The sequence below is a fragment of the Bacillus sp. PPSBB_2 genome (assembly GCF_045291115.1).
Taxonomy (GTDB): domain Bacteria; phylum Bacillota; class Bacilli; order Bacillales; family Bacillaceae_G; genus Bacillus_A; species Bacillus_A cereus.
In genome coordinates, this window is the sequence record NZ_CP147983.1 from 4733086 (window position 1) to 4747193 (window position 14108).

Below are 14108 nucleotides of genomic sequence, written 5' to 3' on the forward strand. Positions count from 1 at the left end.
CTCATTATAAATACCAAAAGTGGAAATTGGACAAACTGCTTAATAGAAAAATGTTTACTAGCATTACGAGAAACGATCCGATATTCCACTGTACAATTTTCTTACCTTGCAACACATCTGCCGCTCGTAAATATAAACCTGTGCAATACACAAATAGAACGACAAAAGATCCGATTACTTTCGTATCATACCAATGGAAATTATCCAATTTTGTATATCCCCATATACATCCTAATAAAATTGCTAGTAAGAAAAATGGAACAGAAAATAAATTTAATCCGTAAGACATAGATTCTAGCTTCGGTAAATTCCCTAACCTTCTTAATCTCGCATTCCATTTTTTCTTTTTTAATAGGCGATATTGCAATAAATACATAATAGAAAAAATGAACGATACAGTAAACGTTGCGTAAGAAATAATTGCCATACCGACATGCACGTATACAAGTTCTGAAACTAATTGTTCCGCAAGTACTGGCGACATCTTTCCGAGCGGTGTAAAAATAGAAAAAGCGCTTACGCCAAATGCTACAACATTTGTAAAAAAGACTAAAAAGTCAATTCTCATAAATCGATTAATAACTAACGACATCGTAATCAATAACCAAACATAAAAATAAATCCCTGATAATAAAGTTAAAATAGGATTCGTTTCTGAATCTGTAGCTCTAAGCAACATAAAAATAGACTGCAGGACCCATACAATCGCAAGTAACCAAAAAGCAAATCGGTTCGCCTTTCGGTTACTTTGGAAATAATCTATAAAATATAAACTAATGCTACAAGCATATAAAATAATTGCAATATGATAAATAATACTGTTATTTAAAAAACTCATCCGATCATCCTTCCAAATTATAAAGATGGAACGGATGGTGTCCACACTCTTTTATGTTCTACTTCTTCCGCACGACTCTCTACTTCTTCCGTTTCTAAATCAAAAATCTTTGCAAATAACGCTAATTTTTCGCTCGCTCCCTCTTCAGCAGCTATTTCTTTCGCTACTAAAATTGGGTCTTTTAATAATTGATTAATAATACTTTTCGTATGCTTACTAATAACTTTTTTCTCACGATCACTAAGGTTTGGTATTTTTCGCTCTAGGCTTACCATCGTTTCACTTTGGATTGCAAGTGCCTTATCACGAAGAGCTGATATTAATGGAACAACACCAAGTGTACTTAACCACGTTTTAAATAGAACAATTTCCTCTTCAATCATAAATTGAATTTTCTCTGCCTCTTTCAAACGCTCAGCACGGTTTGCCTCCACTACTCCTTGTAAATCATCAATATCATACAAGAAAGAACCTTCTAGCTCATCAATCGCTGGATCAATATCACGCGGCACTGCAATGTCAACCATAAATAATGGACGACCAGAGCGCATTTTCTCCACCTTTGTCATCATCTCTTTCGTAATGACATACTCAGATGCACCAGTTGAACTAATTAAAATATCTGCTTCTAATAATGCACATTGTAATTCGCTTAACGATTTTGCATGTCCCATATATTTCTCAGCCATTACTTCTGCTTTCGAAAGCGTCCTATTCATAACTGTTACTTTACGAGCACCACTTCCATATAAGTTTTGTAGTGCAAGTTCGCCCATTTTACCAGCACCAAGAATAAGCACATGACAATCTGTTAACTCGCCAAATATTTTCTTTCCAAGCTCAACAGCAGCATAACTAACAGATATCGCACTTTCACCAATTGTTGTTTCTGAGTGGGCACGTTTTGCTAATGTAATGACTTGCTTAAACAATTCATTAAAAATTGTGCCTGTTGCTTTAACTTGTTGCGCTTCTAAAAAGCTATCTTTTATTTGACCTAAAATCTGTGTTTCTCCGACTACCATTGAATCTAAACCGCACGTTACGCGGAATAAATGATCTATTGCGCCATCTTGTTCAAAAATAGTTAAATATGGCGCGACTTCTTCTATTTCAAGCTGAAACCAATCAGCTAAAAACTTCTTAATATAATACCGTCCCGTGTGTAATTGATCGACAACAGCATAAATCTCAGTGCGATTACAAGTTGATACAATGACATTCTCTAACACGCTCTTTTGATTTTGTAATGTAGTCATCGCTCGCTCTAGTTCTGCTGCCTGAAATGTGAGTTTCTCACGAAATTCTACAGGGGCTGTTCGATAATTTACACTAACAACAAGAATATGCACGCAGCATGTCCCCCTTCACCCGTTTTATCACTTTATCTACTATCATAATACAACTTTCCTCTTATGAATCTGACAATCGTGTGAACAACCGATTATTTTTTAATTATTCTCCGTATGTAATACAGGAGATTCAGTAACACTAATAAAAAAAATTCTACTTTATAATGATTATAAATTAATAACTCTATTTGTACGTTACCAAAAAAAGCCCTCATAATCAAGTGATGGAAACTATTCCATATAAATTATAACATCATCTTCCCTATCTTCTTTCATCATGAAGGAAAATATGTATGATTGTTCCAAAATGTAACAAAGACTTTCTCAATACAATGTATTTGACATTGCATTTCTTTTTCGTTATATTAGTTTTACAAAATTAAATTGTGCACAACTTAATTAGAAGGGAGTTATTTATGACAGAAGACTCTTTGTATCTAGATAACCAACTTTGTTTTTCTATTTACGCCTGCTCTAGAGAGGTTACTCGTTTTTATCGACCTTATTTAGAAGAAATGGGTATTACGTATCCCCAGTACATTACTTTACTCGTACTATGGGAGCAAGATGGACTAACAGTAAAAGAAATTGGAGAACGTCTATTTTTAGATTCTGGTACGTTAACACCTATGTTAAAACGTATGGAATCATTAAAACTTGTAAAACGTGTTCGTTCCAAAGAAGACGAGCGAAAAGTTTGTATTGAATTAACAGAACAGGGCAAAGATTTAAAGGAAAAGGCTTGTTCATTACCGACAACGATGGCTACAAACTTAGGAATTACAGAGCAAGAATATCGCTCTTTATTAATTCAACTAAATAAACTGATTGACACAATGAAAACAATTAATGATGGAAAAGGGGAATAAATATGGATAAATTATATACTGCTTCAGTAACAGCAACAGGTGGAAGAAATGGGAAAGTAGTTTCAGATGATGGCATATTAAATCTTGATGTAAAAATGCCGAAAGCACTAGGTGGTGCAGGCGGAGAAGCAACAAATCCAGAACAACTATTTGCAGCTGGTTATGCAGCTTGTTTCGATAGTGCATTACAACTTGTCATTCGTACAAAACGTGTGAAAGTAGAAAGTACAGAAGTAACTGCTCACGTTTCTATCGGAAAAGATACAGATGGTGGTTTCGGCCTATCTGCTGTACTTGATGTACATGTGGCTGGCGTTTCACATAGCGAAGCACAAGAACTTGTGGAAGCGGCTCACGGTGTATGTCCTTACTCGAAAGCAACACGAGGAAATATTGAAGTTACATTAAACGTACGCTAAAAAATTTAGCAAAACAAAAACGCGCGACATTCGTCACGCGTTTTTTGTTTTTGTAAATTTATGAATTGCTTTCCACGCTTCTTCTTTTCCAAGTCCTGTTTCAGAAGAGAATAGAACAATTTCATCGCCAATTTCAACAGCAAGCGTTTCTTTTACAACTTTTAAATGCTTTTGCCATTTCCCTTTCGGAATTTTATCGGCTTTCGTCGCAATAATAATTGTTGGGATTTCATAATGCTTTAAGAAATCATACATCATCACGTCATCACTTGTTGGTTGGTGACGTAAATCAACTACTAATACAGCTGCGTCTAATTGTTCACGCGTTGTAAAGTACGTTTCAATCATTTTCCCCCATGCAGCGCGCTCCGATTTAGATACTTTCGCATATCCATAACCTGGAACGTCAACAAAGTGCATCATCTCATTGATTAAGAAAAAGTTCAGCGTTTGCGTTTTTCCTGGTTTAGAAGAAATACGTACTAACTTTTTACGATTTAAAATTTTATTAATAAAGGAAGACTTCCCCACATTTGAACGACCTGCTAATGCAATTTCTGGTAAATCACTGTCTGGATATTGTTCTGGTTTAACAGCACTAATTACAATATCTGCTTTTGTTACTTTCATTGTTTCACTCCTACTAATGCGTGCTCCAATACTTCATCTAAATGAGATGCAAGCACAAACGTAAGGTTTTCTTTTACGCTCTCTGGAATATCATCTAAATCTTTCTCGTTTTCTGCTGGCAAAATAATTTTTGTTAAGCCTGCGCGGTGAGCACTTAATGTTTTTTCTTTTAAACCACCAATTGGTAATACACGACCACGAAGTGTAATTTCACCTGTCATACCCACTTCTTTACTTACAGGAATACCTGTTAGCGCAGAAATAAGTGCCGTTGCCATCGTAATACCTGCTGACGGTCCGTCTTTTGGAACTGCTCCTTCTGGAACGTGAATATGAATATCATTTTTCTCATGGAAATTCGGATCGATCTGAAGCTCTTCTGCACGAGAACGTATATAACTAAACGCAGCTTGTGCTGATTCTTTCATAACATCCCCAAGTTTCCCTGTTAAAATTAGTTTCCCTTTTCCTGGCGCTACAGAAACTTCAATGGCAAGTGTATCGCCGCCTGCTGCTGTGTAAGCTAGACCTGTTGCCATACCAACTTGGTCTGTTTTTTCAGCTTGCCCATAACGGAATATGTGTTTACCAAGTAAATCAACAATCTTTTTCTCTGTCACAACGATACGTTTACGTTCTGCTGTAACGATAATCTTCGCTACTTTACGGCAAACTTTTGCAATTTGGCGCTCTAGCGTACGAACACCAGCCTCACGTGTATAATAACGAATAATCTCAAGCAGCGCTTCATCACGCACTTGTAAATTACCTTTTCGTAAGCCATGTTCTTTTAATTGTTTCGGCAATAAATGCTCACGAGCAATGTGTACTTTTTCAAGTTCTGTATAGCCAGCAATCGAAATGATTTCCATACGGTCAAGTAATGGACCTGGAATACTTGAAAGTGTATTAGCAGTTGCTACAAACATAACTTTTGATAGATCATATGGCTCTTCAATGTAATGATCACTGAAGTTATGGTTTTGTTCTGGATCTAATACTTCAAGTAATGCCGCTGATGGATCTCCACGGAAATCGTTAGACATTTTATCAATCTCATCTAATAAGAAGACTGGATTAACTGTTTTCGCCTTTTTCATACCTTGAATAATGCGTCCTGGCATTGCTCCAACATATGTACGGCGGTGACCACGAATTTCAGATTCATCACGCACACCACCAAGAGATACACGGACGAAGTTACGATTCAATGATGTTGCAATTGAACGCGCTAACGAAGTTTTGCCGACCCCAGGAGGGCCTACTAAACAAAGGATAGGTCCTTTTAATGAATTCGTTAACTTCTGTACAGCTAAATATTCAAGTACACGCTCTTTCACTTTTTCAAGACCGTAATGATCGTTATTTAAAATCTCTTCCGAATGAGCAAGATCAATTATATCTTCTGTTGCCTCTGTCCACGGAAGCGCTAATAACCAATCAATATAATTGCGAATAACACCACTCTCCGCAGAACTTGCTGGTAACTTTTCATAACGATCTAATTCTTTCAGCGCAGCCTTCATTGTTTCTTCCGGCATTCCTGACTGTTCAATTTTCTCACGAAGTTCTTCTACTTCTCCGCCCTTGCCTTCTTTGTCGCCAAGTTCAGTTTGAATCGCCTTCATTTGCTCACGTAAGAAATATTCTTTTTGCGTGCGCTCCATGGAACGTTTCACTTTTTGCCCAATTTTCTTTTCTAGGCTAAGTAACTCTTGTTCATCTTGAATAATTGAAATAAGTGTTTGTAATCGTTCTTTTACAGATACAATCTCTAGAATCTCTTGTTTCTGCTTCGTTTTAATCGGCAAGTGAGAAGCAATTAAATCAGCTAATCTCCCTGGTTCTTCCACATCAGCTACCGTTGCAAATGTTTCATTTGAAACTTTTTTCGAGACTTTAATATATTGTTCGAAATGCTCCAGTAACGTACGCATAAAAGCTTTCTCTTCTAAATCATCTTCTACTTCTTCAGTTACCGTTTTAATAGACACTTGTACTACATTTTCTTCTTCGATAAACTCTATTACTTCTGCTCTATGTAAACCTTCCACAAGGACACGAAGCGTACCGTTCGGCAATTTTAACATTTGCTTCACTTTCGCCACCGTACCTACACTATATATGTCATCTTCTTTCGGATCATCGATATTCATTTCTTTTTGCATTGCTAAAAAGATGATATTTTCATCCATTGCCGCCTGCTCTAGTGCTTGTATCGATTTATCACGTCCTACATCAAGATGCAAAACCATCGTTGGATATACGAGAACGCCTCTTAATGGTAGGAGGGGCACGATTCTTTCGTTCGTATTCATACTAGACATAGCACCTCCATAATAAATTAAACTCCTGTTCAACTATTTTATATTACAATACACCTAGATGCAATTGCTGAGATTCCGCGCAATTGTAAATAGCTTGTTTTTCTACCTCACGAAAAGAAAAAAGACTCCGATTAAGCATACAAACTTAAACGAAGTCTGGCAAATTTTATTATTGTTTATTTTTACATAGATTGTGCATCTGTTTCGTCTACGTGAGTATGTACATCTAGCTCTCTATGCATATTTTCTTGCATAAACGTTAACTCAAATACTTCTTTTAACTTACGGACAGGAATAATTTCAATTCCCTTGATCGTATACAAAAATGGTTGCATATTTTCAGCAGGAATAATGACTTTCTTAGCTCCCGCTTTTTTCGCAGCTTTTATTTTTGCGTACACGCCACCAATAGGTTTTACTTCTCCGTGTATACTTATTTCCCCTGTCATCGCTACTTCATTATTTACATACGTGCGGTGCACCGCAGAATATACACCTGTTGCCATAGCGATTCCTGCAGAAGGTCCATCAATTGGGATACCACCTGGAAAATTAATATGTATATCATATCCTTCTGGCAACACATCTAAAGAACGAAGTACTGTTAATACATTATCAACAGAGCCTTTCGCCATACTTTTACGACGAATCGATTTCGTTTGACTACCAATACTTTCTTCTTCCACAATTCCGGTAACATTTACCGATCCTTTATCTTTCGCCTTGATTGCTGTTACTTCAATTTCTAATAACGCACCTGTATTTGGTCCGTATACAGCAAGACCATTTACAAGACCAATCCTTGGAATCGGATAAATGTGCTTTTCATATTTCGGTGTAAGCTGACTTGAGTGAACAACCCACTCTATATCTTCATCCTTAATGAAAGAACGTTCTTCATTTATCGCCATACCAGCAGAGATTTGCACGAGATTAATCGCTTCTCGTCCATTCCTTGCATACATCCCGATCATTTCAATACCATTTTCACCTATTTGCATTTCCACTTTTTCCGCGGCATTTTTCGCTACTTTTTGAATTTCTTCCGTATCTAATTCACGGAAAAATACTTCTAAGCAACGTGACCGAATAGCAGGAGGAATTTCCTCTGGCGAACGTGTCGTTGCTCCAACTAAGCGAAAATCTGCCGGTAAGCCTTTTTGGAAAATATCATGTATATATGTTGGGATCATCGTATTTTCTTCACTATAGTACGCACTTTCTAAAAATACTTTTCGATCTTCTAACACCTTTAACATTTTATTCATTTGAATCGGATGGAGCTCGCCAATCTCATCAATAAACAAAATACCACCATGTGCATCTGTTACAGCACCTTTTTTCGGTTGCGGAATACCTGCTTGCCCCATCGCCCCAGCACCTTGATAAATCGGATCATGCACCGAACCTATTAAAGGGTCTGCGATACCACGTTCATCAAACCGAGCTGTTGTCGCATCAAGTTCAATAAATGTTGCATTCGTACGAAATGGAGATTTAGGATTTCGTTTCGCTTCTTCTAATACAAGACGTGCTGCCGCTGTTTTCCCAACACCTGGCGGGCCATATATGATTACATGTTGCGGATTCGGACCACAAAGAGCCGCTTTTAACGACTTAATTCCGTCCTCTTGCCCTACAATATCTAAAAAGGTTGTAGGACGCACCTTTTCTGCTAGCGGCTCTGTTAAAGAAATCTCACGCATTTTACGAAGCTGTTCTAATTCTTTTTTCGATTCTCGATCAATTGAAACTTTTTGTGTTCGTTGATTTCGAAGTAAATGCCAGAAATACAATCCGACAATTACACCAAAAACAAGTTGAACAACTAAAAATATATTTGTCCAGCTCATTATTTATTTCCTCCCGCAATATTTTATCTCTTAGTATTTCCGCGGAGGAACGTAGCTAAACATAAAGAAAAACAGCAATTATAAAAATTGCTGTTTCCCTTTCGCATTATGCAGATGTTTTTGTATCAAGTACAGTACCGTCTTGTAACACCAATTTTGGCGGCTCATTATCAGCTACTGTTTCTTTTGTAAGAATACACTTCTCGATATCTTTACGAGATGGAAGTTCGAACATTACATCAAGCATTAAGCCTTCAATAATAGAACGAAGTCCACGAGCACCCGTTTTACGTTCAATTGCTTTTTTCGCAATTTCGATTAGTGCACCTTCTTCAAACTCTAACTCAACATCGTCAAGCTCCAATAATTTTTGGAATTGCTTAACAAGTGCATTTTTCGGTTTCGTTAAAATATCAACAAGAGCATCTTCATCAAGTGGCTCTAGGTTCGCAATAACTGGAAGACGACCGATAAACTCTGGAATTAAACCAAATCTTAAAAGATCCTCTGGTAATACGTGAGATAAAACATGCTTCTCATTCACATCAGCATTTTTCTTCTCAGAACCAAATCCAATTACTTTTTCACCAAGGCGACGTTTAATAATCGGCTCAATGCCATCAAACGCTCCACCACAAATGAATAAGATGTTCGTTGTATCAATTTGAATAAACTCTTGGTGCGGATGCTTACGACCACCTTGAGGTGGAACGCTTGCTACAGTACCCTCTAAAATTTTCAGAAGTGCCTGCTGCACACCTTCACCAGATACATCACGTGTAATTGATGGATTTTCGGACTTACGTGCCACTTTATCAATCTCATCAATATAAATGATTCCTTTTTCCGCTTTCTCTACATCATAATCAGCTGCTTGAATTAATTTTAGTAAGATATTTTCTACATCTTCCCCAACATATCCAGCTTCTGTTAAAGATGTTGCGTCCGCGATTGCAAATGGAACATTTAAAATACGCGCTAAAGTTTGTGCCAGTAATGTTTTACCACTACCTGTTGGCCCGATAAGTGCGATATTACTCTTCGCTAATTCTACATCATCAATTTTGCTGTTAGAATTAATGCGTTTGTAATGGTTATATACCGCTACCGCTAGTGCTTTTTTCGCGCTATCTTGCCCGATGACATACTCATCTAAGATTTCACGAATTTCTACCGGTTTCGGTACATCTTTGAATTCTACTTCTTCGTCCTTCGCAAGCTCCTCTTGTACAATTTCAGTACAAAGTTCGATACACTCGTCACAAATGTAAACACCTGGACCTGCCACTAACTTTCGAACTTGCGTTTGTGTTTTACCACAGAAAGAACATTTTAATTGCCCTTTTTCATCATTAAATTTAAACATATTTTCACACCCCTTACAAAGTGCTAACCTCTTGCCTTCGTATGTACACGATAAATGTATCGTATGTAAATACATATTATGTCACTACGTGGCGAGAAATACAAATAATATGACTAGTTATGTACAAATAAAAAATTTTTAAAACTTTTGAAATATGTATATTCGACTTGTAAAGGAACTTTTCCTTCTCCATCGAAAAGTTTTATAAATATATTTCTATATTTATAAAACAAGGCACGATTTTAATCGTGCCTTGTTATTTTATTATGCAGCGTTTTCTACTAAGAAGTCTACAGCTTTACGCACTTTAAGATCTTCAGCTAAAGCGTCTACGCTTCCAAGAGCTTGCTTGATAGCGTCTACTGGCATACCGTACATTTCAGCCATTTTTTCAACTTCTGCAGTTACTTCTTCTTCAGTAACTTCGATGTTTTCAGCTTCAATGATAGCTTCAAGAACAAGATTGATTCTTACACGTTTTTGTGCATCTTCTTTCATTTGCTCTTTTAATTTGTCAGCATCAGTACCTGTGAATTGGTAGTAAAGCTCAAGGTTCATACCTTGTTGGCCTAAACGTTGCTCGAATTCACGAACCATACGATCTAACTCAGTGTTGATCATAGCTTCTGGAATTTCGATTTCAGCGTTAGCAGCAGCTAATTCTACTACTTCGTCACGTACTTTGTGCTCAGCTTCGTGCTTTTTGCCTTCTTCTAAGTTTGTGCGAAGTTTTGCTTTTAATTCATCAAGAGTTGCAACCGCTTCGTCTGCTTCTTTAGCGAACTCGTCGTTTAACTCAGGAAGTTCTTTTGTTTTGATTTCGTGAATTGTTACTTTGAATGTTGCTGGTTTGCCAGCTAATTCAGCAGCATGGTACTCTTCTGGGAATGATACTTCAACGTCTTTAGACTCACCAGATTTAAGACCGATTACTTGCTCTTCGAAACCTGGGATGAATGTACCAGAACCGATTGCTAGAGAGTAGTTTTCGCCTTTTCCGCCTTCAAATGCTTCGCCATCAACGAAACCTTCGAAGTCGATTACAGCTGTATCACCGTTTTCAACAGTTCCTTCTTCTTTAACAACTAGTTCAGCTTGACGTTCTTGTAAAGATTTTAATTCGTTCTCTACATCTTCGTCAGTTACAGTTGTTTCAACTTTTTCTACTGCTAAACCTTTGTACTCACCTAATTTAACTTCAGGTTTCACTGTAACTTTTGCAGTGAAGATAAGGTTAGCATTTTTTTCGAACTTCTCGATGTCGATTTCAGGATGATCAACTGGGAAGATACCAGCTTCTTCAATCGCTTCACCGTATGCTTTTGGTAAAATGATATCTAAAGCATCTTGGTATAAAGATTCAATACCAAAGCGTTGTTCGAATAATGGACGAGGCATTTTTCCTTTACGGAAACCTGGTACGTTAATTGTTTTTACTACTTTTTTGAACGCAGCGTCGATAGAGTTGTTTACTTCTTTAGCATCAACTTCGATTGTTAAAACGCCAACGTTACCTTCTAATTTTTCCCATTTTGTAGACATTTATTCTTTCCCTCCAACTATAATAATGTATGCACATACCTCTATAGATTAAGATCTTCATTATCTCTTTTTTGAAATAACAAATACACAAATAATCCTCTAGCAAAAGCTTTCAGATATAATGTTCCAATCTACTAATTGCCCAGAAGACAACTACGGTATATTTTGTTCGAGAATAATATGAAACATATTAAGTAAGAGAATTACACTTCTCTTCTCTTACAAACAGGCAGTTTTCTGCCTTTTGCAACCCTTACATTATAACATAGAATATGCTCGTTTCAAGAACTGAACGATTCTTTTTCATAATTATACGGGCAAATATCCTTCTCTTTCAACACGTAATAACCATTGATAGGCAATATGAAACTCTTCCAATTCGATATTGTATGCTGCCATAAGCTCTTCTTCATCAATAGCCAATCCGAAACGCTTTCTTCCAATTCTCTCTAAAACAGCTGACCAAATCTCTTCTTTATCCATTAATAGAGCGAATGGGAAAATGCTAATTTGCAATTCTTTCCAATATGTAACCATCGCTTCAAATATATCGGGATAATTTTGCTCTAATCGACTTGATAATTTATGTATAATGTTATTGGATTGCTCCTCATTATGACCTGTAAATGCTGGAATTACCTTAATCGTATTCCCAAACTTTTCTACCTCTATTTCCTCTTCTACCTGACTTTCTATCATTTTATACAAAATAGAAGTTTTCAAATAGGGGTGTTGCTCTTCATCTATTAAAAATTTCTTTAAAATAGGTAATGCAAGATCTAAGTCTTTTAATGAAAGTCGCTGAATCGCTCTTAGCTTCTGTCCAAAGTTTTCTCCAAAAATTTCATTAGTAAACTCATTCAACTCAAAATTTGAATCCACTAGCGATGCGTCTCCCTCATTTAGCATACCTTCTGCAAATAAAGCAAGCTGCGCTAATTTTTCCTTTTGATCAGGCATTATATCTTTCGTTTGTAAAACCTTTTCAACAGTTTCAATAACACCTTCATAATCATTTGTTTGAACTAAAATAGTCACGTACGTTTCAAGAATATCACCAAATAAGACAACTCCTGTTTTAAGCAACTGTTCACATTTGTCTTTCGCTTCTTCCATACGTTTTAATTCGAGTAAACAAATAACTGAAGCTAATTCCGTTTGTTCCGTTTCCGCATTATACTGACGTAATATTTCAAAGCAGCGCAATGCATCTTCGAACTTCCGCTCTTTCAACGCTAAAAAACCTTCATCAATATAGCGCTCTGATAGCTGCGGAAACAATACGACCGTATTTTCTTTTTTATCCATACGTCCGCCTCTTTTTCTTGATTTTAATTATGTTCAAAGTAAATATATCAAATGCGTAATGAGAACACAACATCCCCAAATTATTTGTTTGAAATATGAAAATATTTAATTTTTACATTCCAATACGAATAAATCTCTACTAAAAATTAAAATTGTACAAATAAAAATCCCCAGCAACAAACGCAGAGGATTCATCATTAATGGAAAGCTTTTATAATTGTGGGGTATATTACAAGGGTAATAATTTGGAGAACAATAATTGCCATAACAATCATGCTAAAATAGAAGATTGGCTTACTTCGCTTCATTAAAAACATAATAATAAGCATCGTACAAGCAAACAAACTTAAGAAGAACAAACTTGTTGTCGAACTAAGTATACCACTTGGGACAAAGAACAATAACACTACACTACAAGTACCTATAATTCCAAATAACCATTCCATTCATTCACTCATTCCCTTTCCCTCTCATGGCTGTTTTCTCTAAGCAATCAAATGTTTCACAACATCAACTACATACGTTAATTTCTCATACGCTACAAATCCAAAAGCAACCGTTAAGCCCGTTACAACTAATCCTTTCATCATTTCTGCCTCCTCGTTTTATCGTTGTTATCTTCATTATAAAAGATTAGCAATTTGTTACCATCGAACTACCTTACAGTTACCTTACAGAATTGTAAGATTTCAAAAGAGGATAGAAAAACACCTCACATAGCTTGAGGTGCTTTCACGGAATTTCTCTATAATCACTTGCAAAATTAACTTTTTTCTCTTGGTTATTTTTCGAAGAATCCAATCTTAAACTAATAGATTTACTAAATAATTTAGGATCAAAATAATTATTCATTACTTTTCTTAACTTACCTTCAGATATTTTCGTATTACAAGAAAACAAAGGATGAAAATCATGTTAATATATTTTTGTACAATTAAGAATTTAATTTACAAGGGGGATTATATATGTTTAAAAAAATGGCCGCAGATGTATTAGGACTAAGCGATGTAGGTTCTGTTATTACACCTAAAGACTATGATAAGGTCGATGCCGATGATTATGTAATGCATGAAGATGGGGAGAAAATTTACTTTCTAATTAAATCGAAATCAGATGAATATTGCTTCACAAACAAAGGGTTAATTCACTTAGACGGTACAAGCGCAACAAGTAAAAAACGTACACTACGCCGCTTTAGTTATAGTAAATATCAAATTAAAAACGTAGCACTTGAAACTGCAGGAACGATTGATTTAGATGTAGAAATTAAGTTTCAAATGGGCGATGAACATTACTCAATTGATGTTCATAAAAAACATATTGAAGAATTAAAAGATTTATATAAGACTTTACTTAAAATCGAAGAAATTTCATACGACAACGATATTACATTACAATATGCACATAAAAGTTTAGATATGGCATCTAATGCCTTTAGCCGCATTTCAAACGCACAAGTAAATTTAGCAGAGCAATTTAAAGAAATGAACGAGATTGCCTTTAACTGGCTTGTTGATACGAAGAAACAATATAATGTGAAAGATTATGGTTTTGTATTTGAGAAGTTTATTAATAGCTAAACAGAAAACCTTGTTATCAAAAGA

General features: G+C 36.0%; 12 protein-coding genes. 3 read left to right on the top strand and 9 right to left on the bottom strand.

Going from position 1 to position 14108, the window contains the following annotated elements:
- Nucleotides 1-4 precede the first annotated feature (4 nt).
- Both V6946_RS23935 and hemA read right to left on the bottom strand, forming a co-directional pair.
- Nucleotides 5-838, bottom strand: coding sequence for a cytochrome c biogenesis protein (locus V6946_RS23935; RefSeq protein WP_000008991.1), 834 nt, complete (start codon nucleotides 836-838; stop codon nucleotides 5-7).
- Between the two features lie 17 nt (nucleotides 839-855).
- Nucleotides 856-2190 (bottom strand): glutamyl-tRNA reductase, encoded by a 1335-nt coding sequence (hemA, locus tag V6946_RS23940; protein ID WP_006921234.1) that lies wholly within the window; start codon nucleotides 2188-2190, stop codon nucleotides 856-858.
- Between the two features lie 416 nt (nucleotides 2191-2606).
- Here hemA and V6946_RS23945 point away from each other — a divergent pair, with 416 nt between their 5' ends.
- Both V6946_RS23945 and V6946_RS23950 read left to right on the top strand, forming a co-directional pair.
- Nucleotides 2607-3059 (top strand): MarR family winged helix-turn-helix transcriptional regulator, encoded by a 453-nt coding sequence (locus tag V6946_RS23945; RefSeq protein ID WP_006921233.1) that lies wholly within the window; start codon nucleotides 2607-2609, stop codon nucleotides 3057-3059.
- A gap of 2 nt (nucleotides 3060-3061) precedes the next feature.
- Complete coding sequence (locus V6946_RS23950) at nucleotides 3062-3478, top strand: organic hydroperoxide resistance protein (protein WP_000359781.1); 417 nt, start codon at nucleotides 3062-3064, stop codon at nucleotides 3476-3478.
- 33 nt (nucleotides 3479-3511) lie between these two features.
- Here V6946_RS23950 and ysxC read toward each other — a convergent pair whose 3' ends face one another.
- The 7 genes from ysxC to V6946_RS23985 form a co-directional block, all read right to left on the bottom strand.
- On the bottom strand, nucleotides 3512-4108 hold the full coding sequence (gene ysxC, locus V6946_RS23955) for a ribosome biogenesis GTP-binding protein YsxC (RefSeq protein WP_000869116.1): 597 nt from the start codon (nucleotides 4106-4108) through the stop codon (nucleotides 3512-3514).
- Nucleotides 4105-6435 (bottom strand): endopeptidase La, encoded by a 2331-nt coding sequence (gene lon, locus V6946_RS23960; RefSeq protein WP_000097285.1) that lies wholly within the window; start codon nucleotides 6433-6435, stop codon nucleotides 4105-4107. The genes ysxC and lon overlap by 4 nt, the downstream gene beginning before the upstream one ends.
- Nucleotides 6436-6617: 182 nt before the next feature.
- Nucleotides 6618-8288 carry an ATP-dependent protease LonB gene (gene lonB / locus V6946_RS23965; RefSeq protein ID WP_000119170.1) on the bottom strand — a complete coding sequence of 557 codons (1671 nt, stop codon included), beginning with the start codon at nucleotides 8286-8288 and terminating at the stop codon, nucleotides 6618-6620.
- Nucleotides 8289-8394: 106 nt separating this feature from the next.
- A complete protein-coding gene (gene clpX, locus V6946_RS23970; protein WP_000472289.1) occupies nucleotides 8395-9654 on the bottom strand; it encodes an ATP-dependent protease ATP-binding subunit ClpX in 1260 nt (419 codons plus the stop codon).
- Between the two features lie 264 nt (nucleotides 9655-9918).
- The gene (gene tig, locus V6946_RS23975; protein WP_366981632.1) at nucleotides 9919-11196 is read right to left on the bottom strand and encodes a trigger factor; all 1278 of its coding nucleotides are present in this window, start codon (nucleotides 11194-11196) and stop codon (nucleotides 9919-9921) included.
- A 309-nt stretch (nucleotides 11197-11505) separates the two neighbouring features.
- On the bottom strand, nucleotides 11506-12504 hold the full coding sequence (locus V6946_RS23980; protein WP_006921228.1) for a hypothetical protein: 999 nt from the start codon (nucleotides 12502-12504) through the stop codon (nucleotides 11506-11508).
- A gap of 197 nt (nucleotides 12505-12701) precedes the next feature.
- A complete protein-coding gene (locus V6946_RS23985; RefSeq protein ID WP_001983650.1) occupies nucleotides 12702-12950 on the bottom strand; it encodes a hypothetical protein in 249 nt (82 codons plus the stop codon).
- A 519-nt stretch (nucleotides 12951-13469) separates the two neighbouring features.
- On the opposite strand from V6946_RS23985, the gene V6946_RS23990 reads away from it, so the two are divergent.
- Nucleotides 13470-14084 carry a PH domain-containing protein gene (locus V6946_RS23990; protein ID WP_366981631.1) on the top strand — a complete coding sequence of 205 codons (615 nt, stop codon included), beginning with the start codon at nucleotides 13470-13472 and terminating at the stop codon, nucleotides 14082-14084.
- Nucleotides 14085-14108: the final 24 nt, after the last annotated feature.

Bases quoted from the DNA above. Each gene is read 5' to 3' on its own strand.
- V6946_RS23950 (WP_000359781.1), top strand. From the start codon at position 3,062: ATGGATAAATTATATACTGCTTCAGTAACAGCAACAGGTGGAAGAAAT.
- lon (WP_000097285.1), bottom strand. From the start codon at position 6,435: ATGTCTAGTATGAATACGAACGAAAGAATCGTGCCCCTCCTACCATTA.
- V6946_RS23945 (WP_006921233.1), top strand. From the start codon at position 2,607: ATGACAGAAGACTCTTTGTATCTAGATAACCAACTTTGTTTTTCTATT.
- V6946_RS23985 (WP_001983650.1), bottom strand. From the start codon at position 12,950: ATGGAATGGTTATTTGGAATTATAGGTACTTGTAGTGTAGTGTTATTG.
- V6946_RS23980 (WP_006921228.1), bottom strand. From the start codon at position 12,504: ATGGATAAAAAAGAAAATACGGTCGTATTGTTTCCGCAGCTATCAGAG.
- clpX (WP_000472289.1), bottom strand. From the start codon at position 9,654: ATGTTTAAATTTAATGATGAAAAAGGGCAATTAAAATGTTCTTTCTGT.
- V6946_RS23935 (WP_000008991.1), bottom strand. From the start codon at position 838: ATGAGTTTTTTAAATAACAGTATTATTTATCATATTGCAATTATTTTA.
- tig (WP_366981632.1), bottom strand. From the start codon at position 11,196: ATGTCTACAAAATGGGAAAAATTAGAAGGTAACGTTGGCGTTTTAACA.
- ysxC (WP_000869116.1), bottom strand. From the start codon at position 4,108: ATGAAAGTAACAAAAGCAGATATTGTAATTAGTGCTGTTAAACCAGAA.
- V6946_RS23990 (WP_366981631.1), top strand. From the start codon at position 13,470: ATGTTTAAAAAAATGGCCGCAGATGTATTAGGACTAAGCGATGTAGGT.
- lonB (WP_000119170.1), bottom strand. From the start codon at position 8,288: ATGAGCTGGACAAATATATTTTTAGTTGTTCAACTTGTTTTTGGTGTA.